This window comes from Clostridium sp. CM038, from assembly GCF_055081105.1.
In genome coordinates this window covers 87,802-112,283 of record NZ_CM143651.1, presented here as the reverse complement: position 1 = coordinate 112,283, position 24,482 = coordinate 87,802, and the positions used below count along the sequence as shown (strand labels likewise).

Annotated in this window: 18 protein-coding genes; 8 read left to right on the top strand and 10 right to left on the bottom strand. The window is 31.3% G+C overall.

The window, feature by feature from the left end; translation table 11 throughout:
* Positions 1–107: 107 nt before the first annotated feature.
* The 4 genes from ACWJKS_RS00455 to ACWJKS_RS00440 form a co-directional block, all read right to left on the bottom strand.
* Positions 108–1,112, bottom strand: coding sequence for an isocitrate/isopropylmalate dehydrogenase family protein (locus ACWJKS_RS00455; RefSeq protein ID WP_462960229.1), 1,005 nt, complete (start codon positions 1,110–1,112; stop codon positions 108–110).
* 4 nt (positions 1,113–1,116) lie between these two features.
* Complete coding sequence (locus ACWJKS_RS00450; RefSeq protein WP_462960228.1) at positions 1,117–3,051, bottom strand: aconitate hydratase; 1,935 nt, start codon at positions 3,049–3,051, stop codon at positions 1,117–1,119.
* A gap of 38 nt (positions 3,052–3,089) precedes the next feature.
* Positions 3,090–4,481: a 2-isopropylmalate synthase gene (locus ACWJKS_RS00445; RefSeq protein WP_462961029.1), complete on the bottom strand. Its 1,392-nt coding sequence runs from the start codon at positions 4,479–4,481 to the stop codon at positions 3,090–3,092.
* Between the two features lie 266 nt (positions 4,482–4,747).
* On the bottom strand, positions 4,748–5,590 hold the full coding sequence (locus ACWJKS_RS00440; protein WP_462960227.1) for a lysostaphin resistance A-like protein: 843 nt from the start codon (positions 5,588–5,590) through the stop codon (positions 4,748–4,750).
* 212 nt (positions 5,591–5,802) lie between these two features.
* Between ACWJKS_RS00440 and ACWJKS_RS00435 the strand changes: the two genes are divergently transcribed.
* Positions 5,803–7,296, top strand: a complete 1,494-nt coding sequence (locus ACWJKS_RS00435; RefSeq protein WP_462959674.1) for a hypothetical protein — start codon at positions 5,803–5,805, stop codon at positions 7,294–7,296.
* Between the two features lie 375 nt (positions 7,297–7,671).
* On the opposite strand, the gene ACWJKS_RS00430 is transcribed toward ACWJKS_RS00435, so the two are convergent.
* The 4 genes from ACWJKS_RS00430 to ACWJKS_RS00415 all read right to left on the bottom strand — a co-directional run bounded on the left by ACWJKS_RS00430 (position 7,672) and on the right by ACWJKS_RS00415 (position 11,091).
* On the bottom strand, positions 7,672–8,589 hold the full coding sequence (locus tag ACWJKS_RS00430; RefSeq protein ID WP_462960226.1) for a sensor histidine kinase: 918 nt from the start codon (positions 8,587–8,589) through the stop codon (positions 7,672–7,674).
* Positions 8,590–8,638: 49 nt separating this feature from the next.
* Positions 8,639–9,394, bottom strand: a complete 756-nt coding sequence (locus tag ACWJKS_RS00425; protein WP_462960225.1) for an ABC transporter permease — start codon at positions 9,392–9,394, stop codon at positions 8,639–8,641.
* Positions 9,387–10,310 carry an ABC transporter ATP-binding protein gene (locus ACWJKS_RS00420; protein WP_462960224.1) on the bottom strand — a complete coding sequence of 308 codons (924 nt, stop codon included), beginning with the start codon at positions 10,308–10,310 and terminating at the stop codon, positions 9,387–9,389. Before ACWJKS_RS00420 ends, ACWJKS_RS00425 begins: the two co-directional genes overlap by 8 nt.
* An 88-nt stretch (positions 10,311–10,398) precedes the next feature.
* On the bottom strand, positions 10,399–11,091 hold the full coding sequence (locus ACWJKS_RS00415) for a response regulator transcription factor (RefSeq protein WP_462960223.1): 693 nt from the start codon (positions 11,089–11,091) through the stop codon (positions 10,399–10,401).
* Positions 11,092–11,363: 272 nt separating this feature from the next.
* Between ACWJKS_RS00415 and ACWJKS_RS00410 the strand changes: the two genes are divergently transcribed.
* The 4 genes from ACWJKS_RS00410 (at position 11,364) to ACWJKS_RS00395 (ending at position 15,843) form a co-directional block, all read left to right on the top strand.
* Positions 11,364–12,062, top strand: coding sequence for a response regulator transcription factor (locus ACWJKS_RS00410; protein WP_462960222.1), 699 nt, complete (start codon positions 11,364–11,366; stop codon positions 12,060–12,062).
* A complete protein-coding gene (locus ACWJKS_RS00405) occupies positions 12,046–13,503 on the top strand; it encodes a sensor histidine kinase (RefSeq protein ID WP_462960221.1) in 1,458 nt (485 codons plus the stop codon). The genes ACWJKS_RS00410 and ACWJKS_RS00405 overlap by 17 nt, the downstream gene beginning before the upstream one ends.
* 111 nt (positions 13,504–13,614) lie before the next feature.
* Complete coding sequence (locus ACWJKS_RS00400) at positions 13,615–15,144, top strand: ABC transporter permease (protein WP_462960220.1); 1,530 nt, start codon at positions 13,615–13,617, stop codon at positions 15,142–15,144.
* A gap of 12 nt (positions 15,145–15,156) precedes the next feature.
* Positions 15,157–15,843, top strand: a complete 687-nt coding sequence (locus tag ACWJKS_RS00395) for an ABC transporter ATP-binding protein (protein ID WP_216303326.1) — start codon at positions 15,157–15,159, stop codon at positions 15,841–15,843.
* Between the two features lie 130 nt (positions 15,844–15,973).
* Here ACWJKS_RS00395 and ACWJKS_RS00390 read toward each other — a convergent pair whose 3' ends face one another.
* Positions 15,974–16,723: a MurR/RpiR family transcriptional regulator gene (locus ACWJKS_RS00390; RefSeq protein WP_216303325.1), complete on the bottom strand. Its 750-nt coding sequence runs from the start codon at positions 16,721–16,723 to the stop codon at positions 15,974–15,976.
* Between the two features lie 197 nt (positions 16,724–16,920).
* Between ACWJKS_RS00390 and ACWJKS_RS00385 the strand changes: the two genes are divergently transcribed.
* From ACWJKS_RS00385 to ACWJKS_RS00375, 3 genes are all read left to right on the top strand, one after another.
* Positions 16,921–18,876 (top strand): fructose-specific PTS transporter subunit EIIC, encoded by a 1,956-nt coding sequence (locus ACWJKS_RS00385; RefSeq protein ID WP_462960219.1) that lies wholly within the window; start codon positions 16,921–16,923, stop codon positions 18,874–18,876.
* Between the two features lie 70 nt (positions 18,877–18,946).
* The gene (locus ACWJKS_RS00380) at positions 18,947–21,556 is read left to right on the top strand and encodes a glycoside hydrolase family 38 N-terminal domain-containing protein (protein ID WP_462960218.1); all 2,610 of its coding nucleotides are present in this window, start codon (positions 18,947–18,949) and stop codon (positions 21,554–21,556) included.
* Positions 21,557–21,571: 15 nt separating this feature from the next.
* Positions 21,572–23,260: a sugar phosphorylase gene (locus ACWJKS_RS00375; RefSeq protein ID WP_462960216.1), complete on the top strand. Its 1,689-nt coding sequence runs from the start codon at positions 21,572–21,574 to the stop codon at positions 23,258–23,260.
* A 41-nt stretch (positions 23,261–23,301) separates the two neighbouring features.
* On the opposite strand, the gene ACWJKS_RS00370 is transcribed toward ACWJKS_RS00375, so the two are convergent.
* Complete coding sequence (locus tag ACWJKS_RS00370) at positions 23,302–24,369, bottom strand: mannose-1-phosphate guanylyltransferase (RefSeq protein WP_216303321.1); 1,068 nt, start codon at positions 24,367–24,369, stop codon at positions 23,302–23,304.
* Between the last annotated feature and the right edge of the window lie 113 nt (positions 24,370–24,482).

The following is a 24,482-nucleotide window of genomic DNA, read 5'->3' as shown; positions in this document are numbered from 1 at the left end:
ATCTTTATCCTTTCACTAGTCATCTAAACTACTTTAATTTCTTTGTATCATTATACCAAATATAACTCATGAGCAAATTGCTCATGAGTTATTTGTTGTTAATTATTTTATTTCCCCATTTTTTCAATGATAACTTCAGCGAACTCGCGAGTTCCAGTATTTCCACCTAAGTCACACGTTAAATGTTTGCCTTCTTTTAAAACATCATCCACAGCTTTCTCTATTTTATTCGCCGCTTCTACTTCTCCTATAAATCTTAGCATCATAACACCTGATAGAATACACGCAGTAGGATTTGCTAAGTTTAAACCAGCTATATCTGGAGCAGATCCATGAGCTGGCTCAAAAACCGCACCTTCTTCTCCAATATTTGCACCTGGAACTAGTCCTAGCCCACCAATTAACCCCGCTGCCATATCCGATAATATATCTCCGTATAGGTTAGGCATTACAAGCACATCATATTTTTCTGGGTTCATTACAAGCTTCATGCTCATCGCATCTACTATAACATCTCCAAAGCCTATATCTTTGTGCATGGTCGCTATGTTTCTTGCACATTTTAAGAACAATCCATCGGAAAGTTTCATAATGTTTGCTTTATGAACAGCTATTACTTGTTTTCTATTCTGCTCTTTTGCCAATTTAAAAGCGTATTCTACTATTCTATCACTAGCTTTCTTGCTTATTATCTTTATACTCTCAGCAATATCCTCTGTAATCATATGTTCTATTCCCGCATATAAATCTTCACTATTTTCTCTTACTATTATTAGATCTACATCTTCAAACCTTGATGGAACCCCCTCATGTGTTTTTATAGGCCTTATATTAGCATAAAGATTTAATTCCTGTCTTAATGTAACATTAACACTTTTAAACCCCTTACCAATCGGTGTAGTTACAGGCCCTTTAAGTGCAACTTTATTCTTTTTAATGCTTTCTAAAACGTAGGAAGGCATAGGAGTGTTAAATTCCTCTATAACCGCGGCTCCCATACGCACCGTTTCCCAATTAATTGTGACTCCACTTTTTTCTATTACTTTAACTGCAGCAGAAGTTACTTCCGGCCCAATTCCATCACCAGGTATAAGTGTAATATTATGTTCCATACTTCTAAACCCCTCCCTTTTTCTTGTTTTTTATAAGATTTATTAATCCACCATATATAAGCATCTCTTTTTCTCTTTGAGTTACTTCAGGTAGAGTTTTATACTCAGATCCTTTTGTTATATTTTTTACAATAACTATGCCTTTTTTAATTTGATCTACGGCACCTTCTATTATTAATTCATCCATAATAGCTATATCTTCATAATCTTTAATGTCTTCAAATACCAATGGGATTATAGCATTGTTAATCAAATTAGCCTTATGAATTCTTGCAAAAGATTTCGCGATAACGGCCTTAATACCTAAGTAAAGAGGTGCCAATGCCGCATGTTCACGACTGGAGCCTTGCCCATAATTTGATCCGGCAACTATGATTCCACCACTATTCTCCTTAGCCTTAGCTGGAAATTTCTCATCACACGGAGTTAAACAAAATTCTGATAGATAAGGTATATTAGATCTAAATGGAAGTAATTTTGCATTAGATGGCATTATATCATCCGTTGTAATATTATCTTCTAATTTAGTTAAAACTTTTCCTACCACATTTCCCTTTAATTCTTCCGCTTTAGGGAATGGCTTTATATTCGGTCCTCTTTTCACTTCTATATTTTTACCATCCTCTGCTGGGTTTATTATTAAATTATCATTAATCAAGAATTTTTCTGGCATGGGCACTTTAATTGCTTCACCGAGCTCTCTTGGATCCGTTATATATCCTGTAAGTGCCGATGCAACAGCCACTTCTGGACTTACAATATAAACATTCGCAGACACCGTTCCAGATCTACCTTTAAAGTTTCTATTAAAGGTTCTAAGTGATACTGCTCCAGTTGAAGGCGCTTGTCCCATTCCTATACATGGACCACATGCACTCTCTAAAATTCTTGCACCAGCATCAATCATATCTCCGAGTCCACCATTTTTGGAAAGCATATTTAGAACCTGTTTTGAGCCTGGTGCAATAGCAAGTGACACTTCATCAGGTATGGTTTTTCCTAGAAGTATTTTCGACACCTTCATCATATCAACATAAGAAGAATTAGTGCAGCTTCCTATTAACACCTGGTCTACCTTTATGTCTTTTAAAGATGATGCATAGACTACCCTATCCGGACTATGAGGACAAGCAACAAGAGGTTCAATTTTACTTAAATCTATTTCAACTATCTCATCATATACTGCACCATCATCTGCTTTAAGTTCCACATAATCTTTTTCTCTACCTTGTGCTTTTAAGAATTCATGTGTAATCTCATCACTCGGAAAGATTGAAGTTGTGGCTCCAAGCTCTGCGCCCATATTAGTAATTGTTGCTCTTTCTGGTACGCTTAGATTTTTTAGCCCGGAGCCAGCATATTCAAATATTCTATTAACTCCGCCCTTAACCGTTAAACGTCTTAATAATTCTAATATAACATCCTTAGCTGAAACCCACGGCTTAAGCTTTCCTAATAAATTCACCTTTACAATTTTAGGCATTGTTATATAATATTCTCCGCCACCCATAGCAACAGCAACATCTAATCCTCCTGCACCTATAGCAAGCATTCCTATTCCACCACCGGTGGGAGTATGACTATCTGAACCAAGTAAGGTTTCTCCTGGAACCCCAAATCTTTCTAAATGAACTTGGTGGCAAATGCCATTACCTGGTTTAGAAAAATATATGCCATGTTTTTTAGCAACAGTTTGTATATATAAATGATCATCTGCATTTTCAGGCCCGGTTTGCAAAATATTATGGTCTATATATGCAACTGATTTTTTGGTTAATACTTTATCAATTCCCATAGCCTCAAATTGAAGATAAGCCATTGTACCTGTAGAATCTTGTGTTAATGTTTGGTCTATTTTAATTGCAATCTCACGTTCAGAAATCATTTCACCCTTAACTAAATGAGCCTTAATTATTTTTTGTGCAACAGTAAATGCCATGATATCCCTCCATTTTTCATTTATAAATAGAACTTATATTAACAAGCTGCAGTCTTTTGTGATTTTACACTTAGCTGTGGAATAATTTCTTTTGCAATTAATTCAAGCTCTTCACTTTTCATTACAGTATTTCTTCCTGTTTCATATTGCTTATCAACCCATTCTTTTATAACATTAATCCCCTCATCTTTTTTGCTTATCTTGTCTGTTCCCTTTAATCTAAAGTAAGTATTAACCCAAGCTGCTATACCTGCGTGTCCTGAATGTTCATTAACTGCTACAACAATTGGCCTGCCTAATATTTTCTCAGTATCAAAAATATTATATATTTCTTCATCTTTTAATATTCCATCCGCATGTATACCAGCTCTCGTAACATTGAATTCACTACCTACAAATGGTGTTCTAGGTGGAATACTATATTTAAACTCACCTTCAAAGTATTTGCCAATTTCACTTATCAATTTAAGATTCATATCTTTTACGTTTCCTCTTAGTTGACCATATTCTATAATCATAGCCTCAAGTGGACAGTTACCTGTTCTCTCACCAATACCAAAAAGTGACGTATTTATAGCTGCACATCCATGAATCCATGCTGTAGTAGCATTGGACACTACATTATAAAAATCATTATGTCCATGCCATTCAATGCACTCAGACGGAACTCCTGCATAAATTCTTAATCCATGTATTATGTTTTGTACACTTCTTGGTAACTCGGTTCTCGAGTAAGGTAATCCAAGGCCTAATGTATCACATGCCCTAATCTTTATCTTGATACCCGATTTCTTAGAAAGTTCCATAAGTTTTTGTGCTAGTGGCACCACAAATCCAAAGAAATCAGCTCTGGTTATATCTTCGAAATGACATCTTGGAGTTATGCCATTTTCTAATGCTTCTTCTACTAATGAAATATATAAATCCATAGCCTGCTGTCTTGTTTTATTCAATTTTTTGAATATATGATAATCAGAGCAAGACATAAGTATTCCCGTTTCTTTGAGCCCCATGTCCTTCACTAGCTTAAGGTCTTCCTTGTTAGCCCTTATCCATGAAGTTACTTCTGGAAATTTATATCCTCTTTCTAAACACTTTTCAGCTGCTCTTCTGTCCTTTTCGGTATATAAAAAAAACTCCGTTTGTCTTATTATCCCTGAATTATTATCAAGATTGTGTAGATAATCAAATATTTTAATTATTTGTTTATCAGTATAGGTATCCATTGCCTGTTGTCCATCTCTAAATGTAGTATCAGTAATCCAAATATCTTCAGGTATAAACATTGGAATTTGTTCATTATTAAAAACCATTTTTGGAATTTCTGAGTATGGGAATATTTCTTTAAATAACTTGGGCTGTTCTTCATTACTTGCCTTCAAGTTGTTTATTACCCTCTTATGGACATGATTACAATTTGTTATTTGCATCTCTTTCATTTATTATCCTCCTCGCTATATACCTTATCTCCATTTATAGGAGCTACATTCAATTCCAAGTTTTATGAATTATGAATATGCTAAACTTTCAATTTATTTATTATTATATAGTCATAAAGTGGTTTTGTAAAGATATTATGCAATCTTATTTAACTAATCTGTCATTTTTTTCGATAATAGCTGGTGCAAACGCACAAAATCCTCCATTAAAAAGATAACTATCTTTTTAATGGAGGATTTTATTTTGTGGCCTAATATTATATTTTTATAAATTCTTTGTATATATCTAGCTTATCTCCTGGTTTATTTTGCTTAAGCCATCTGTAGGCAACAATTAAAATTATACTTCCTACAATAAAAGCTGTACCATGCATTAATATAGCATACTTTCCGCTTATTAATTGGAAGACTCCTGAAATTGAGATTGCCGTAGAATTATTTATAAAGTGTGCAAATATACTTAAATAAATCGAACCTGTATTTAAATATATAGATCCAATAATAATTCCTAGTAAAAATGCGTTTATTCCTTGAGGAATATTCATATGCATCAGTGCGAAAAATAAGGCTGATACTACAAGTGCTAATGTTGGATTTATTTTATTAGCCATACCTCTTAGCAATATCCCTCTAAAAACAACTTCTTCATATATAGGTGCTATAACAGCTACGCTAAGTATCATTATAATAGGCGATATCGCCAGTTCCTCAAATGCTTGATTTATAAAATCAGGCATAGGTATCTTATTAACCCAGAAAATTAAACTATTATCATATACTATACGAAAACCTATAATGATTAAAGCAACATAAATAAAATTCTTTCTATTTAACCTTTTTTTATGCGGTTTTTCACATGAATCTTTACTATGCCACTTTAATAAAAGAATAATAATAAAATATTTAACTAACACTCCTGTAACAAATTTCAAATATGGGGCTAATTTTGTAAAATGTTTAAAAAATAAATTTAAAATTTCAATGGGTATTTGACCTAATATCTCCAATAAAATTGCTGTAAGCATTACGAGAAAAGCTTTAATTATAGTCATTTGTTTAACAGTTATCGCTTGATTTTCTATATTTTTTAAAAATTTCATATTATCACACCCTCTAACTTATTATATTTTTAGTTTATCCCCCCCTAAGTATACTGAGCTTTCACGGAAACTCCTTAGCTCCTGTGATTACTCATTTTTAGTATCATTAATTTTTGTTGATTCCCCCACTTTTTTTGCATAAAACACTTGACAAGCCTGTAAAATTTTGCGGTCCTCCTCTTAAAGACATGTTTTAATAGGAGGATTATTTTATGCTTAAAAATTGGAGCTCTCATGCTGATTATCAGCAATTTATTATTTTAAATCTCTCATGTTTCTACAAAGCTTTTCCTAAAAAAATTATAGAACTTGAACCTTCTATCTCTAAGTTGTATTGCTTAGACTTAGATATTCTTAGAGAGATATTAAAACCTTATTATTCTAATATTGGTAGACCTGCAACTCTTCAACCTGAGATATTTCGTTCATTTTCTTTAATGCTTTTTCAAAAGGAAACAAGCATTACCAACTGGGTTAAAAAGATTCATGCCTGTGAGTTACTTGCAACCTGTATAGGCTGCACTAAAAATAATGTCCCATCACTTGGTGCTCATTATGATTTTATCTCTAGATTATGGCTTTCAAATCTGTCTACCGACAGGGTAAACCTAAAAAAAATATATTCGTATAAGAAGAAACCCTCTAAAATTAAGGCACCCGGGAAAAATAAAAAGCTTCCTAATAAAAAAACTGGTGTTGTTAAGAGAATTTCAGATTTTTTTGAAGCTGGTCGCTCATTTTCCCTAAGAGCCGAAAGGCTGCTTCAAAAAATATTCTCATTAGTTGCTGTAGAACCCTCTTTTAATCTTAACTTAATAGAAAAAGATAACCTTACAGTTGGCGGCGATGGTACTTGTGTTCACTGTAAGTCTTCTTACTATGGTTCTAAAGTTTGTGACTGCCGTGAAAATGGAATTTACGATTGCAAATGCCCTCGTAGACTTTCTGACATAAATGCTAATTGGGGTTGGGACAGCCATGAAAATCGTTGGTTTTATGGCTACACTCTCTATGCTTTATCTGTCTATAATAAAAAATATAAGATAGATCTACCTATTTATCTACGATTTGTAGAGGCAAGCAGACACGACAGTGTCACTGGAATAGTAGCATTAGCTGAATTTAGAGAACTGTTACCGCAGTTCACTATATCAAATTATGTTCTTGACTCAGCTAATGATAACTACCCTACATATGAATTATGTTCTAAATGGAACATTAATCCCTTTATTGATCTGAACTCCAAAAACAAAGGAAATTCAAAATATCCAGTTACTCTAGATATTAATGAAAAAGGATTTCCTATCTGTATTGGTGGCCATGAAATGGTCTATAACGGTTATGAAAAAAGTCGTTCACGCCTTAAATGGCGTTGCCCTTTAGTTTTAAAAAAGGTTGCTAGTTGCTCTTGCTGTGAACAGTGCTCACCTTCACCTTATGGGCGAGTAATCTACACTAAACCATCATGGGATTTGCGGTTGTTTACTCCTGTGCCTCGCGGCTCAAAACAATGGAAAACTATTTATAAAACTAGAACCTGCTCAGAACGTATAAACAATCGTATTCTAAATGATTATAAAATTCATACTTTACGAATACATGGTAAAAAACGTTATTCATTTATGACTATGATTGCTGGAATTAATATTCATCTAGATGCAAGACTTAAAGTTTCAGGTTTTAGTATTTTAAATTTATTAGAGTAGCTGTTTGACAATTAAGTACTTTTTTCTGAAAATTCCTGCATCGTGTAGGCTTGTTTGCTATACCTATTTTTATTCCTAACTGCTCTCTGAACATAAAATTTATAGCACTATAATGACTCTATACATAATTAAGTTTTACATATTAGTTTCCGTGACTACTCATACTATATATGTGTTAAACTGTATTTAAATCACATGTATTAAATTGCTTTCCTAAATTTGTTATTTTACCTGATTTATATCTTTTATTTAGCCCCTTTACTTCTAAAATGATTTCTTCCATATGCACTCCCCATATCTATTTTGTCATTAAATCATCACCTGTGGTGCTGAAACGTCGTTAAAATGCTTTATAACGTTTTAAATTATGACTATCTACTCTGAAATAGACTTTAAACATTTCCACCTTATTATTATGCTAAGATTTCCTTCTACTAGTTCCACTGAAATTTCATGCTCCATTTGTTCAACTAGTTGTTTTGTTATAGCAAGTCCAATCCCTGTGCTTTTCCCCGTTCTTGCTCTATCTGCTGTAAAAAATCGTTCAAATAAATGCTTCGCATCTTCATCACTTAAATTTGGAGCAGCATTTTGAAATATTGTAACAATGCAATCATTACTGCGTTTTAAAGAGATAGCTGCATATCCTTCACCATATTTAATAATATTTTGTATTATATTTGAAATCACTCTCTTTACTTCAACTTCATCTCCTATAATAAAATAAGGTTTTTCTTCTATATCAATTTTAGGTTCCACTTCGCAACTTAAAAAATCATTATAAAATGAAGCCACGCATTCACACACTATATTATTTAAGTTTAATGATTTCATATCAAATTTATATTCATTACCCTCTAGCCTTGATAAATCATAAAAACTAGTTATTAAGGATTCTAATGATTTTGTTCTGTTTTTTACTATATCTATATATTTCTTATTTTCATCTCCAGATAACTTATTATTATCAATTAATTGCATATACCCCATTATTGAAGTTAATGGAGTCCTTAAATCATGAGATATATTTGAAATAGCTTTTCTAAGCTCTAAATCCATCTTTTTATATTTAGCTTCTGATTTTTGTTTTTCTTCTAGATTTTTGTTTATTCCTAGTGCTAACTCACGTAATTGCTTATTATCACAAGATAATAGTATTTTGGAATTAGTCTTAGTCTTATTAATTTTGTTTAATTGATTATTTATACTTTTAATTTCACTATATAGTAAAACATAAAGGGTAACAGATATGACTACCACAGCTAGTAATAAAATTATTATTAATCTTTGCATAAATATCACCCCTTCATCTAATATCTAGCATAGCTTATGCTAAACTAATTTATTTAATTTCCTTTTTTTCGAAATACAATATAGTTATAGTTGTAAATACTAGGGTATAAATAACTCCCATTAAAACTGAAGATATTATAATTTCACTTGTTAATGATCCCGTTGAAATTTCATTTATTTTTTTTGTAATAAGAATATTTTCCAGGTATTTAAACTTATCAGAAACAAAGAATGAAAGCACCATAATAATCTTGTCTGTAAATATAAATATTCCAGAATAGACAAATGCAAAAATAGTATTATTTTTAATAATAACAGCTAAGAAAGTACATATTGCTATAGCTGCTATCCATAGAGGCGTGGCTACTAATGATTTTTGACAAAACCTTATTATAGTAGCAATTAGTTCATTATTTACTCCAAATACTACAAATGCGCTCCCAAAATACAAAACTAATATAATAATTTCTGCTATAAATGCAAGGATAACTGTAGTTATAAGCTTTGATAAAATTATTTTACTTCTTGTAACTCCAAAAACCACAACATTTCTAAGCGTTTCATTTTTGTTTTCCTCCGATGTAATCATATCTACAAGTCCAACTACTAGAAATATTGGAATAATAAAGGTTGACATAATGAACTTATCAAACATACTATTAATACTATCAGTGGGAATATGACAATGTACATTTAAAATCATAACATTAGCCAATATAGCTAAAATACCTATAGAAGCTGTATAAGCCCAAAAATATACTCTATTAAAACTTCTATAAAGTTCAGCTTTTATATAATTAATCATGCTTATTACCCCCAATTAAATTTACAAAATACTCTTCTAAATTCACACCACTGTTATTAATTGAAAATAGCTTAATTCCATTATTAATAAGCGCCTCTGACACTCTCTCTGGAGTATCTATATGCTGATATAATCTAATTTCATTTCTATTTAACACTTCATATTCCATAGCTCCTAGCTTATTTTCTATTATAACGGTGGCTTTTGAGGTATCATCTACTTTAATTAATAGGTACCGTCTACATTTTTCTTCTAGATTCTTTGCAGCTATTTGCTCTACAAACTCGCCCTTATTAATAAATCCATAGGTATTTGCAAGTTGAGATAGCTCACTTAATATATGGCTAGATATAATTATTGTCGTATTTCTTTCTCTATTAAATCTTAATAAGAGTTCTCTTAATTCTATTATTCCAGTAGGGTCAAGACCGTTGGTAGGCTCATCTAAGATTAGTAAGTCAGGACTTGTCATTATAGCTAGTGCGAGTCCTAATCGTTGTTTCATGCCAAGTGAAAAGTTTTTGAATTTTTTCTTGCCCGCATCCTCAAGATCTACCATTTTAATTACCTCATCCACACATTCTTTTTCTACAACACCCCTCTGTATTCTATAGTATTCTAGATTTTTCTTTGCTGATAAATATTTAAAAAAACTTGGTGTTTCAATCATGCATCCTATCTTTGACCTTGAATTATTTAAACCAGCTTTTGATGTTTCATTAAAAAGTTCTATTTCTCCACTTGTTGGTATAGATAATCCAGATATCATCCTAAGAATTGTTGTTTTTCCTGCACCGTTCTTACCTACAAGTCCGTAAATATCCCCTTGTTTTAATTCTAAATCAACATTATTTACGGCAAAGTCCTTACCATACTTTTTAGTTAATTTTTTTGTTTTTAAAATTATATCCCCCATTAAATTCCCTCCCCTTATCTTATATATTTATAATAGTACTTAAAGTATAAGAAACTTTAAGGAAATCATTAAGAAAGTATTAAGATTTCTAGCTCATCTTATAACCAATTCCCCATACTGTATGAATATACTCACTATCTGGATCAATTTTTGCTATTTTCGAGCGAATATTGCTTACATGAACATTTACAGTATTATCATCACCCAAAAACTCATCATTCCATACAGTCTCAAATATATTTGCTTTAGTAAACACCTTGTTTGGGTAAGACATTAACATTTCTAATATGTGAAACTCTCTTGGTGTAATGTTAATATTTTCGCCTTTAACTAGTGCCTCTACTGCTTCACTATTTAAAATTAAATCTTTATACTTTAAAATATTTTCGCTTTGACTTTTATTAGAAAATATCATATATCTTCTGAGTTGTGATTCAACCCTTGCTAGAATTTCATTTACATCAAAAGGCTTGGACACAAAGTCATCTGCACCTAGTCTTAGTACTTCTATTTTTGTATCCTGTGCTGTCTTCGCAGATAAAACTATTATTGGCATAGTTTCAATTTTTCTTATGAGTGATATAAGTTCCTCTCCAGATATTCCTGGTATCATTAAATCTAATAAGATAATGTGAAAATCATACTGATTTATACACATTCTTGCTTCTGATCCTGAATATGCAGTTTTTACATGGTATCCATGTTTGCTCAATATTTCACATAACAAATTATTTATATCTATATCATCTTCCACCACTAATACACTTATATTATCATTCATCACACTCACCCTTTATTAATTAATTTCATACATCATCTTATATATGGAATTTTATCCATATTTGTATAGTTTAGATTTACACAATTTTAGTATACTTTTATTTGATTAATTTGTAAAATTATTAAAGTGTTTCCTTTATTATATCTATTATAGGAATCGGAATCTTGATAATTAGCAAACATAAATTGTTCGCTACGTTATCAATTTTAGTAATGGCTTCTCATATTTTTATCATGGTTATGGTATACTATCGTTTTAAGGTGGTGATAATAATGGACATAATAAAGGGTCTGATTCTTATTGTTGATGATGAAAGTAGAATTAGACGAATGCTTAAGGACTTTCTCGTTAGTCATAAATATGAGATACTTGAAGCAAGCAATGGAAAAGAAGCGATGGAAATGTTTTATTCTAATAACAGTAAGATAGATTTAATTTTATTAGACGTAATGATGCCAATGAAAAATGGATTTGATGTACTTTCTGAAATTCGTGAAGACTCGATTACTCCAATTATTATGCTTACTGCTAAGGGGGAGGAATATGATCAATTGGCTGGATTTAAATTTGGTGCAGATGATTATATATCTAAACCTTTTTCGCCATCATTACTTCTTGCACGACTTGAAGCTGTATTAAAAAGAACTGGTAAGAGAAAGGCCGAAAATGTTGTTATAGGCAATATATCAGTTGATAAGTTAAAAAAAGAAGTAGTTTGTGCCAATGAAAAATTAGACCTTACACCCAAAGAATACGATTTACTTTTATACTTTATTGAAAATAATGAACTAGTGTTAGCCAGAGAACAAATTTTAGATGCTGTTTGGAATTATGATTATGTAGGCGATACAAGAACAGTTGATACACACATAAAGCAATTAAGAGCAAAACTTGTATTCAATTGTCAATATATCAAAACCGTCCATGGCGTTGGTTATCGCTTTGAGGTGAAAAATGAACAAAACAATTAAAACTAAAGTTACTATATTTGTTGGGCTAATTATTTTTTCAATTGTAATATTACAAGTAATATTCAACATATTTTTAGCAAATCCATATTTCAAGGCACAAAAAAGCAATGTAATTGTACAACTATTTAGTCAAATCAAGCAAAATTACAGTGATGATGAGCCAAAGTTATATAAAATTATTAACCACCGCGAAGAAACTGACAATTTACAAATTACTATTTTAGATGAATTATCTAATGATATTTATAGTAGTTATGGAAAAAGTCATCCATTTCCAGCAAATGCACCTTTTCGCTTTAAAAATGAAAATGGTAGAGTAATATTTTCTGAGAATCCAAGCGCTGTATTGCAGGTGAACTATAGAACAAATGAAAAAAGCTTAATGCTTCACGGAATAATAAATTCAGAAAATGGAAAACGATTCATTGTAATTGAAACACCCATTTCTGGAGTTGAACAGAGCGCAAAAATTCTAGCCAAATTTAGTGTGTTTATTTCTATTTTTGCATTATTGTTTGGTGGATTTGCAGCATATATATTTGCTTCAAAATTCAGTAAACCTATTAAACAAATTGATGAAGTGGCACGAAATGTTGCTGTTTTGAATTTTACGAAAAAAGCAGATGAAAATTTACCTGATGATGAAATAGGGAGGTTAGCCAAAAACATTAATATCATGTCGGATACACTTTCACAAATGATTTCAAAGCTTACAAGTGCAAATCAAGTCCTGCAAAAGGGTATTAATTATCAAAAACAAATAGAAAAAATGAGAAGAGAATTTATTGCCAATGTATCCCATGAATTAAAAACTCCACTTTCATTATTGTTGGGATATTCCGAAATGTTAAAAAATGATGTAGAGGGTATCGATAAAAGCTTTTATTATGATGTAATTATTGATGAAAGCCAAAAAATGGATCAGCTTGTTAAGAGCTTGCTTGATATTTCAAGTATTGAAAATAATTTGGTTAAACTAAAAAAAGAAAATATTAAATTGGGAGAAGTTGCCTCACTGCTTACTGCAAAAAACTATGTATTGTTTGCAAAAAAGGGTATTATCTATAATACGCATTTTGAAAATGATTGTTGCGTTAGTGGTGATAAAATACACTTAGAGCAAGTGATGAAAAATTATATGATAAATGCAATTTCACACACAAAACCAAATAATATGGTTAAGATATCTGTTAAGAAACACCAAGAAAATGTGGTGTTTTCAATATATAACGAGGGCGAAAATATTCCTATGGAGAATATCGACAAGATATGGGACAGCTTTTATAGGACAGATCAAGCACGAACAAGAAATGACGAAAACAATGTTGGACTAGGGCTCTACATTGTTAAAACAATTATTAACGCTCACGAAGGCAATTATGGTGTGATAAATCATGACGGTGGCGTTGAATTTTGGTTTTCTTTGAAAAGCACAAATTAGTAATTTAATCTGCTTAACGCTTAGGCGTTAAGCAGATTATTTTTTTAAGCTCACAAAAACATCACAACTGTTAAATATAATTAGAATTAAAGAAGGAGCTGATTAATCACTATGTATATTTTCAAAAATGCACTTAAAAATATTTCGAGAAATCTAGCGAGAAATATATTAATAGGAATTATTGCGCTTGTAATCGCAGTTTCTAGCTGTGTTGCTTTATCTATTAAACAAGCAGCAAAAACTGCCCAGAACGAGGGACTAAAAGACTTATCAATTACAGCTACAATTGGAGTGGATATGACAAAACTCCAAGAACAAGCTAAGAATGACAGACAGGCATTACGTCAGCTTATGCAAGATCATCCGGCAATTACCTTAGCTGAAATGCAAAAATACTCAAATTCAAGCTATGTTAAAGATTTTAATTACTCATTAGAAAGTTCTATTTCAAAAAGTGATGGCATCGAGCCATATACTGAAACCGAAAGCACGACAACCGGAGATACAAATGAATTTAAAGTTGTCACTGGTGACAAAAAAGGCTTTGGAGGTATGGGGCAACAGGGTGATTTCACAATTATGGGGTATAACACAGAAAATGCAATGACATCATTTGTAGATGGTACAAATAAAATTGCATCCGGTGGGATCTTTTCATTTGATAAAGCAGATAACTCCTGCCTAATAAGTGATACACTTTCAACTTTTAACAAGTTAAAGGTTGGTGATAAAATAAAGTTATCAAACCCTAATTTAAGTACGGAAACATATGAACTCACCATAAAGGGCATTTATAGCACAACCGCTACAAGTGATAATAAAATGATGAGATTTTCCGCATCGCAGGATCCCGCAAATTATATTTATACAAACTACAACACACTAAAAGCAATTACTAATAACTCAGAAAGCAAGGCACAAAAGGCTACTGACCAAAATGAAAATGAAACCACAACAGCTTTAAGAAGCCAAACTAGTGGTATATATTCTTTTTCAAATGTAGAACAATTCAATAACTTTAAAACTGATGCGGTATCACTCGGACTGTCAAAAGATTATACTGTTACCTCAAAAGATGTAACCAATTACGAACAAAGCTTAGTTCCACTTAAGAATTTAAACAAATTTGCGGACATATTTCTTTTACTTGTTTTTATAATTGGTGGAACAATTTTAGTTGTACTTAACATTTTTAATATTCGTGAACGTAAATATGAGGTAGGTGTATTGACAGCTATTGGAATGAAGAAAATAAAAGTTGCATTTCAGTTTGTTATAGAGCTGTTTTTAGTTACTTTTGTTGCAATAATTATTGGGACATCAATTGGAGCAATAGCTTCTGTACCAATTGCAAACACATTACTTGAAAACCAGGTGACATCAGCTCAAACACAGAAGGCCACCCAAAACGAAAATTTTGGAAGACCAGGAATGGTCCAAGGTGGAGGGAGTTCTCAAATTGGAAATTCTAAACAGAATAACGATGTCAGCTATATTAAAAATATAACAGCAGTAACTGATATTAAAGTAATATTGCAGTTAATTGGAATTGGTATACTACTTACAATAATTAGTAGTTGTGGAGCAACAATATTTATCTTACGCTATGAACCGCTTAAGATATTGTCAAATAGGAATTAGGGGGAGAGGTATATGAGTATATTAAAACTTGAAAGTTTGTCTTATTCTTATGATGGTAATAATCAAAAGATTTTAAATGATATTAATTTTGAATTTGAAAAGGGCAAAATCTATGCAATTATTGGAAAATCAGGCGCAGGTAAAAGTACACTTTTATCTGTATTATCGGGGTTAACTACTCCAACTGAAGGGAAGATTTTATATGATGGTAAAGATATTAAAAAAATAGATAAATACCAATATAGGAGCCGAATGGTGGGAGTTATATTTCAAGGATACAATTTGTTGCCTCAACTGACAGCACAGGAAAATGTGGTATTATCACTTGATGTATCTGGAAAGAAACTAGAAAATAAAAATGAAATTGCTCTAAATATGTTATCAAATTTAGAACTTGATGAAACAAAATCAAAGCGTAGAGTCCTAAAGCTTTCTGGTGGTGAACAGCAAAGAGTTGCAATAGCAAGAGCATTATCATATAATCCAGATATAATTTTAGCTGATGAGCCAACAGGTAACCTTGATAAAGACACAGAAGAAGGCATAATGAAGATTTTTTTAGAACTGGCAAGGCAGCAAGACAAATGTGTAATTATCGTTACTCACTCATCAAAAGTAGCTACATTCGCTGACAAAAAAATAATGATTGCTAACGGAAAATTCGATAATAACGATGATAGCAAGCTATCTTCGCTTTAAAATCCACCCCACTGATTCCGTAGATGACTTCCATTTTAAATGAAATTAAACCCTCTTATTTAATTAAGAGGGTTTAATTTCGTATTAATATTGGCTTATATAGATTAATTACATCATCAATTTTCCTTATTTATGTTATTTTTGTGTTATTAATATAATAAGCAAAAATTATGTCAATGATAACCAAAAGAGTAGAGCGTGCTGTTATATCATAACCATATAAATTGTTTTTTTCAGAATAAGCATTTATAGAAATATCTACAAGTTTAGATAAAGTAGAATCAGGAGTATTAACAATAGCAACAGTTTTAAAATTCCTATAGCTTAGTTTTTCAGCAATAGTAGTTAATGTATGAGTCTCTCCACTGTTTGATATAAAAATTATCAAATCATCATGGGTTGAACTTTTATCTAAAAGATCAATTATCTGAGATTCATATATATAGAAACTACTCTTGTTGGACTGCATTAATAGTTTTGAAAAATATTCACCCATGGGCTTTGAGAGGCCAACAGCGACTATAATGATTTTCTGAGACCCTTTTATCATTTTGACTAGTTTATTAATGTTTCCTATAGATAATTTATCAAGAGAGTGATTGATATTGTTTTTAATTACACCTATATAGTTATATATGTTAGGAGTAGATGGTATGTCAATATTTTTTAATATATATTTAAGCTCTGAAAAACCAGATAGTCCAAGTTTACTACACATTCTAACAATAGTGGTATTGCTGACATTGTTTTCTTCAGCCATCTTGGTAAGAGATTGTTCTTTTGCCTTTTCTAAGTTTGAGTCTATGTAATAGAAAATATGTTTTTCAGCATAAGTTAAGTAATTTAACTTATCAGCGAAATAGTTAACAACAACACTCAAATATAATACCTCCAATTTTTATGATGTTTTATAACGAATATTATAATTACATTATACACATCATAATGCGGAAAAGTAAAATTATACTTTCTTTGTATAACAAAACTTTATCTCTTTATGTAATAATTATCTTGTAAATGTAAAAGATTTCACAAATCAATAAGCCCTCATATATAAAATGATAAAGGAGAATGATCATGGATTTAAAAAATATGACTAATAGTGAATTAATCATTTTAAATCAAAAATCTTTAAAAAAAGAAGAAGTTATAAAAAAACTAATAGACAAACTTTATGATCAAGGTATACTTTCATCAAAAGAAGAATTTTTTAAAACTGTAATGGAGAGGGAATCACAGTCTCCAACAGGACTAGAAAGAGGGGTTGCAATACCACATGGTAAATCAACTTCAGTAAATAAAGCAGCTTTTGCAGTGGCTAGGTTAGAAAGTCCTATAAATGATTGGGAAAGTGTAACGGAAAATAATGATGTTGAATTAGTATTTTTATTAGCTATCCCCAAAGCAGAAGAAGGCTCAACTCATTTAAAATTGTTAGGTGAACTTGCATCAGCTTTAATGTATGAAGACTTTACCACAAATTTAAAGAAGGCTAAAGATATTAAAGCGTTTATAGCGGCGCTAGATTATAAAAAGGTTAATAATGAAGTTGTAGAATATAATAAGACAGTTTTAGCTGTTACATCTTGTGCAGCAGGAATAGCTCATACATATATGTCTGCTGAAGCACTTGAAAAGGCCGGTAAGGAAATGGGAGTTAGAGTGCTTACTGAAAAGCAAGGCGCTAACGGTATAGAAGATAGACATAGCCAGGACGATATAAAAAATGCAGATGGAGTAATATTTGCCTGTGATATAGCCGTTAAAAACATTGAAAGATACAATGGTAAATCATTTGTAAAGGTAAAGGTAGCAGAACCACTAAAGGATGCTAAGGGTTTAATTGTGAGAGTTTTAGAAAATCCAGATGGCAAAGTAGAGAGTGGAGCTGTATCAGAATCCTCTGTGGATAGCGGTGTTAAAAAAGGCTTCTTAGCTGGAATGATGGAAGCTATAATGACTGGTATTTCTTATATGATTCCAGTTATAGTTGCAGCTGGTCTTATGATGGGTATAGCAAAACTTTGGGCTATGGGCCTAGGTCAAATAGATAACTTGAATAAATTAGGAGAAAGCGCAAATCAATTATACGTATTCTTATATTATTTAGATAAGTTTGGTGCATTAATATTTAAGTTTATATATCCAGTATTCGCAGCATATGTAGCATATTCAATTGCAGATAGACCGGGTCTTGTACCAGGATTTATAGGTGGTGCTTTTGCCGGTGGATTGCATTATACCTTCTGGGAAATCAAAGGAGGGATACCTTCAGGATTCTTAGGTGCTTTAATTCTTGGTTTAGTCGCAGGTTACTTAACCAAGTTCTTAAATGAAAAGATCAAGTTACCAAAAGATCTTCGAGCAATGAAGCCAATGTTCTTATTACCAGGTATAGTTGTATTTGTTATTTTTGTGCTAAATTTCTATGTTATTGATCCTGTCTTTGGAGGTTTAAATGGTTGGTTATCAAATTTAATTGCTTCTTTTAATACTGGAAGTACATTAATATTAACTTCTATAATAGCAGCTTGTACAGCATTTGACCTTGGAGGGCCAGTAAACAAGGCAGCAGGTGCTATAGCTATGGGGCTTGCAGCAGATGAAATATTCCCTTTAACAGGAAGAGTATTATCTATAGTAATTCCTCCAATAGGGCTTGGACTTGCAACAGTTTTAGATAAATATATAGTTGGAAGAAGAGTATTTGATGAAAACTTAAGAGTTGTTGGTAATACATCTATTGTGTTAGGGCTCATAGCAGTTAGTGAAGGCGCAATACCATTTATGTTAAAAAATCCATTAATAACCATTCCAATCAATGTAATTGGTGCAATAATTGGTTCATGTACAGCTGTTGCGCTAGGCGCTGTTCAATGGAATCCATTACCAGCAATATGGGGATGGCCTTTAGTAGAAAATTTATGGGCTTACATAATAGGATTAATAGTAGGTGTATTATTCATAGCTTTTTCTAATATTTTTATAAGATATCATATTATTAGAAAACACGAGAAAAAGACAGCTTTATAAATAAAAGAACTAAAAGCTATATTTATAGCTTTTAGTTCTTTCACTAGTGATTATGATTTAGGAGGAGAATATGAATAAAAAGAAAAAGGTATATATAGTACCACATTCTCATTGGGATAGAGAATGGTACTTTACAATAGAGGATTCAAACGTACTGCTAAGCCAAAACATTCCATACCTTATTGAAGTGTTAGAAAAGGACTCAGAATTTAATTCTTATACATTAGATGCACAATTATCAATAGTTGAGGAATATTTAGTGCTTTATCCAGAAGATAGGGTGAAATTAGAAGAATTGATTAAGGAAAGAAGAATATTTGTAGGGCCTTGGTATACTCAAACTGATACATTGCTTGTAAATAAAGAATCAATAATAAGAAACTTATTATATGGAACAAGACTAGGAAATAAATTTGGCCACTCTATGACGGTAGGATATCTACCCGATGTATTTGGACAAAATCAATATTTACCTTCAATTTTTAGGGGTTTTGATATAGAAGACAGCATACTTCAAAGAGGAGTATACACAGAGGATTTAAAAGATAATTTAAACTTTAGATGGTCATCACCTGATGGAGAAAGAGTTAAGGCTAATAATATTTTCTTGGGTTATGGCCCGGGTAAATTTCTAACTACAGATGATAAATATATAGAAGAAAAACTAATACCAATGTTAGAAAAGTTGGAATCTTTAAATGTGGGCTCAGATGACCTATTATTGCCAGCAGGAGGAGACCAAGTTCTAGTTAGAAATCATTTTCCAAAAACTATAAAAGAGCTTAATGAAAAGCAGTATAAGTATGAGTTTATATTGTCTAACTATGAAGACTTTATGAAGGATACAATGAATAAATCTTTTGAAAATGAGATAAAAGGAGAACTAATAGCTTGTCAAAAATCAAGGATACATAATACTATAAAATCTCAAAGGTATGATATTAAAAAAGCTAACTATGATGTGGAAAATAAGATACTTTATATATTAGAGCCACTTGCTGTTATAGGGAACTCCTTAGGGTTAAAATATCCAACTCCATGGGTAGATATAATGTGGAAATCATTATTTGATGTTCATGCTCATGATAGTATAGGTGGATGTAATTCTGATGCTACAAATAGAGGAATTTTAAATAGGATCGAGAAGTCTGATAGGATTTGCTCAGGATTAATTAATGTAATTAAAAAGCAAATTACTACAGCTATTAGTAAAAAAGTAAGAAATGAAAATATAGTTGTATTATTTAATACTAAAGTTTATAGCTCAGTAGAAAATGTTGAAACAGTTATATTTAGTGTGAAAAAAAACTTTAACTTAAATACAATAGAAGGAAATTCGGCCGAGTTTGATATAGTTAAAAGAGATTATATAAGTGGCGGAAAGCAAGTAGTGGCAAGTGCTGATGGAGATACTCAAATAGAGCTTCCTGGCTATTATAGAAGTGAAGTAATTATAAAAAATGAAAAGCTTAAAGCTTTGGGATATAAGACCCTTATAGTTAATGAAGGTGAAATAAACAGTGAAAATATACTAGAGGTTATTGAGGACCATGAAATAGAAAATAACTTCTATAAAATAAGGTTAAAGGATAATGAAATTACATTAATAAACAAAAAAACAAGTGAAGAAATTGCGGACATCTTCTATTTTGAAGATAGTGAAGATTGTGGAGATTCTTACGATTATTCTCCATCTTCAAATGGAGAACGCACAGTTATAAGTAAGGCTATTCTTTTAGAAGTTAAAAAATCTAAGAACATAAACAAGATGATTATTCAGCATAGAGGAGTTAATTATAAATCTTGTGAGATAATTGTAAACACAGAAATAGAGCTTAGAAATGGTGAATCCACTATAAGAATCAAGCATCATATAGATAATACGGCAAAGGATCATAGAGTAAGAGTTGTTTTAAATACTAATGTAGTTAGTTCAACTTCACTAAGTGACCAGGGATTCTCTTTTATTGAAAGAAGTAATACTAATAAATATCTAAAAAACTGGAGAGAAAGTGGATTTGTAGAAGCACCAGTACCAATATATGCCTTAGAGAATATGGTTATGTTAAAGGATGAAAAGTATACTTATGGGGTTATTACCAAGGGCATTAAAGAATATGAAATTCTAGAGAATTCAAAGATAGCATTAACACTATTTAGAAGTGTTGGGTTACTTGGACGTGATGATTTACTCTGGAGACCAGGTAGAGCTTCTGGAATAAACAATAAGGTTGTTTACACTCCAGATGCACAAATGATCAAAAAAATGAATTTTGAATATGCCATAACTCTAAGGGATTCCTCGGAAGAATTATTTAAACAAGTTGACAAATTCATTGGAAGATATACAAGTTACCAAAAGCAGAATCTGAATTTATTTGAAGACAGAGTAGAAAGGTTTGAGATTCCATTAAATCTTGATGTTAATGGAGATGAATATTCATTAATGAAAATAGATAACGCAAATATAATACAAAGTGTATGTAAAGAATCCTACGAGAAAGATGGGTTTATAGTAAGATTATTTAATCCAGGATATAGTGAAGAAGTGGTTAACTTATATTGTGATAAATTTAAATCCATAAAGTTAACTAATCTTTATGAAAAAGAGATTGAAGAAGTTAATGGAGAAATTAAAGTTAAGCCTAGAGGATATGTAACTATAAAGATAATAGTATAAGAAGTGGAGGTTTTTATGAATAATTTAGAATTAACTAGCGCTGTAGTTGAAAAATTAAAGTTTATTTATGGATCAGAATATAAAGATGAATTTAAAGATGAAATTGAAAAACTGATAAATAAGTGGGAAGAAATAAGACTTACAAAGGCAGATGCTATTTCAGAAAAAAATGTATATTTGATAACTTATGGAGATAGCATCTATGAGGAGGGGGTTCCAACAATAAGAACTTTAAAGAAGTTCTTAAATAAAAAGGTAGGAAACACTATAACAGACATTCACATTCTTCCAATGTTTACTTATACCTCTGATGATGGATTTTCTGTGGTTGATTATATGGAAATAAATAAAGATTTAGGTGATTGGGGATGTATAAAAAATTTATCTGAGGATTATAGATTAATGTTTGATTTTGTAGCTAATCACATTTCTAAATCAAGTAGCTGGTTTAAGGGATACTTAAGTAATGAAAAAAAATATGAAAATTATTTTATAAAAGAAGATAATAATTTTAATACTAAAAATGTTATAAGGCCCAGAACATCACCATTATTCCATAAGTATGAAGGCGAAAGTGGAATAAAAACAGTATGGACAACGTTCAGTGAAGACCAAATCGATGTGAACTTTGGATGTTTTGCAGTTTTATTAGAAATGACAGATATATTATTAAACTATGCTAGAAATGGCGCAACATCAATAAGGTTAGATGCTATAGGTTTCTTATGGAAGCAGTCTGGCACAAACTGCATGCATCTCCCTCAAACCCATGCAGTTATTGAGGTCTGGAGACTATTGTTTGATTACTTTAAAGAAAACACTCAAATAATAACGGAGACTAATGTACCTCACAGTGAAAATATAAGTTACTTTGGAGATAAGAGTAATGAAGCAAATATGGTATATCAATTTCCGTTACCACCACTAGTGCTATACACTCTTACAACCCATAATTCTAAAAAGTTAACAGAGTGGGCAAATACTATAGATAAGGTATCTGATACAGCTACATATTTTAACTTCTTATCAAGTCATGATGGAATAGGGATGAGACCAACAGAAGGAATCTTAACTGATAATGAAAGACAAGTTTTAGTAGATAAGGTTAATAAAAATGGAGGAAGAGTTTCTTATAAGAATAATGCGGATGGAAGTAGGTCGGTATATGAACTTAATATTAATTATAATGATGCTATTATAAATATAGATGAAGATATTACTTTAGAGGATGAAGTTAATAAGATAATAGCTTCAATTTCAATATTACTATCTTTTGTAGGAGTACCTGCTATATACTATCATTCATTATTAGGATCAAGAAATGATTATAAGGGCTTAGAATCGTCAGGAATAAATAGAAGAATTAATAGAGAAAAGCTTGAATTTAGCAAGCTATCTAATGAATTAGATAATGATGAAAGAAAAAAGGCTATATTTAATAGAACAAAGGAATTAGTTGAAATTAGAAAAACACATTCAGCATTTTCACCTTTTGCATCTCAAGAGGTTTTAGATTTAGGAGAAAATATATTTGTATTAGAAAGATATAATGACCATACTAAAGAAAAGATAACATTTATAGTAAATGTAGACTCAAAAACTGTAAAAATCAAACCTAATATTGTGGGGATTGACATAGTTACAGGCAGAGAAATAAAGGGTACTATTGATCTAAACCCCTATGAATTTGTATGGATAAAGTAACCAATAAGCCCCCCCTATAGGTGGGGCTTATTAAAATTAAATTATATATATTTTTCCGTTTCTTCATACTCTTTAAGTTCATTAACCAAATGCTTAATCTCCTGATCCTTATTCTTGTCCATTACGAGTATTACATCTCCTGCATCGACAATTATAAGATCCTTTACACCAAACCCAATTATAAGTCTGTCCTTACCAAATACTGAGCAATTTTCACTCTCTTCCATAAACGTGTTACCCAATACATTGTTACCTCGTAAATTACTTAGAAACCTTGAAAGTGCTGCAAAAGTTCCTATGTCATCCCATACAAAGTCACATTTTATAACAAATGCCTTTCTAGTTTTCTGCATTATGCCAAAATCTACTGATATTCCATCTATTTCATTGTACTGTTCTTTTGTTACCTCGGTTTCTTCATCAGTCTCTAAAGCTTGATATATAGTCATTAATCTTTTATACATCTTAGGTAAATACTTCTCCATCTCTCGTAAGTACACATCTGCTCTCCATACAAACATACCACTATTCCAAAGGAAGTTTCCTTTTAAGAGCAAATCCTTGGCTACTTCGGTATTAGGTTTTTCTAAAAATCGTTCTACTTTGAACGTAGGCATATCAGCGTTTACCCTATCTCCCATTTCTATATAACCATACCCAGTTTCTGGTCTTGTGGGCTGTACACCTATGGTGACTAGTCCTCTTTTTTTATTTGCAATTTCAACTCCCTGTAAAATAGTTTCTTTAAACTCCTTTTCATTTTCTATATAATGATCAGAAGGTAAAACTATCATGGTTGCTTCCTTGTCCTGCTTCACTAGCTTGGCAGCGGATAGACCTATACAAGTGGCAGTTTCTTTATTACTAGGTTCCACAAATATATTTTTTTTATTAATTTCTGGAAGTTCCTCACATATTTTATCAAAATAATCTTCATTTGTAACTACATAAATATTTTCATTTCTAACTAAACATTTTATTCTATCCACAGTGCTTCTTAAAAAGCTCTTATTATTGATAATATTCAAAAACTGCTTCGGGTTTTGTGCACGAGATAGAGGGTAAAGTCTTGTTCCTTTTCCACCTGCTAAGATTAGTACGTATAGCAAAATACCACCCCAAATTATTACTCATTTCATTTTATGATTCATAAGTCTATGTTGTGAGAACAATTTATAATATTGTTTAAGTATTTAGTTTTATAAATTTGAAAATTGCTTAT

Excerpts from the sequence above, each read along its gene's own strand:
- ACWJKS_RS00455 (WP_462960229.1), bottom strand. The coding sequence starts at position 1,112 with ATGGAACATAATATTACACTTATACCTGGTGATGGAATTGGGCCGGAA.
- ACWJKS_RS00450 (WP_462960228.1), bottom strand. The coding sequence starts at position 3,051 with ATGGCATTTACTGTTGCACAAAAAATAATTAAGGCTCATTTAGTTAAG.
- ACWJKS_RS00445 (WP_462961029.1), bottom strand. The coding sequence starts at position 4,481 with ATGCAAATAACAAATTGTAATCATGTCCATAAGAGGGTAATAAACAAC.
- ACWJKS_RS00440 (WP_462960227.1), bottom strand. The coding sequence starts at position 5,590 with ATGAAATTTTTAAAAAATATAGAAAATCAAGCGATAACTGTTAAACAA.
- ACWJKS_RS00435 (WP_462959674.1), top strand. The coding sequence starts at position 5,803 with ATGCTTAAAAATTGGAGCTCTCATGCTGATTATCAGCAATTTATTATT.
- ACWJKS_RS00430 (WP_462960226.1), bottom strand. The coding sequence starts at position 8,589 with ATGCAAAGATTAATAATAATTTTATTACTAGCTGTGGTAGTCATATCT.
- ACWJKS_RS00425 (WP_462960225.1), bottom strand. The coding sequence starts at position 9,394 with ATGATTAATTATATAAAAGCTGAACTTTATAGAAGTTTTAATAGAGTA.
- ACWJKS_RS00420 (WP_462960224.1), bottom strand. The coding sequence starts at position 10,310 with ATGGGGGATATAATTTTAAAAACAAAAAAATTAACTAAAAAGTATGGT.
- ACWJKS_RS00415 (WP_462960223.1), bottom strand. The coding sequence starts at position 11,091 with ATGAATGATAATATAAGTGTATTAGTGGTGGAAGATGATATAGATATA.
- ACWJKS_RS00410 (WP_462960222.1), top strand. The coding sequence starts at position 11,364 with ATGGACATAATAAAGGGTCTGATTCTTATTGTTGATGATGAAAGTAGA.
- ACWJKS_RS00405 (WP_462960221.1), top strand. The coding sequence starts at position 12,046 with ATGAACAAAACAATTAAAACTAAAGTTACTATATTTGTTGGGCTAATT.
- ACWJKS_RS00400 (WP_462960220.1), top strand. The coding sequence starts at position 13,615 with ATGTATATTTTCAAAAATGCACTTAAAAATATTTCGAGAAATCTAGCG.
- ACWJKS_RS00395 (WP_216303326.1), top strand. The coding sequence starts at position 15,157 with ATGAGTATATTAAAACTTGAAAGTTTGTCTTATTCTTATGATGGTAAT.
- ACWJKS_RS00385 (WP_462960219.1), top strand. The coding sequence starts at position 16,921 with ATGGATTTAAAAAATATGACTAATAGTGAATTAATCATTTTAAATCAA.
- ACWJKS_RS00380 (WP_462960218.1), top strand. The coding sequence starts at position 18,947 with ATGAATAAAAAGAAAAAGGTATATATAGTACCACATTCTCATTGGGAT.
- ACWJKS_RS00375 (WP_462960216.1), top strand. The coding sequence starts at position 21,572 with ATGAATAATTTAGAATTAACTAGCGCTGTAGTTGAAAAATTAAAGTTT.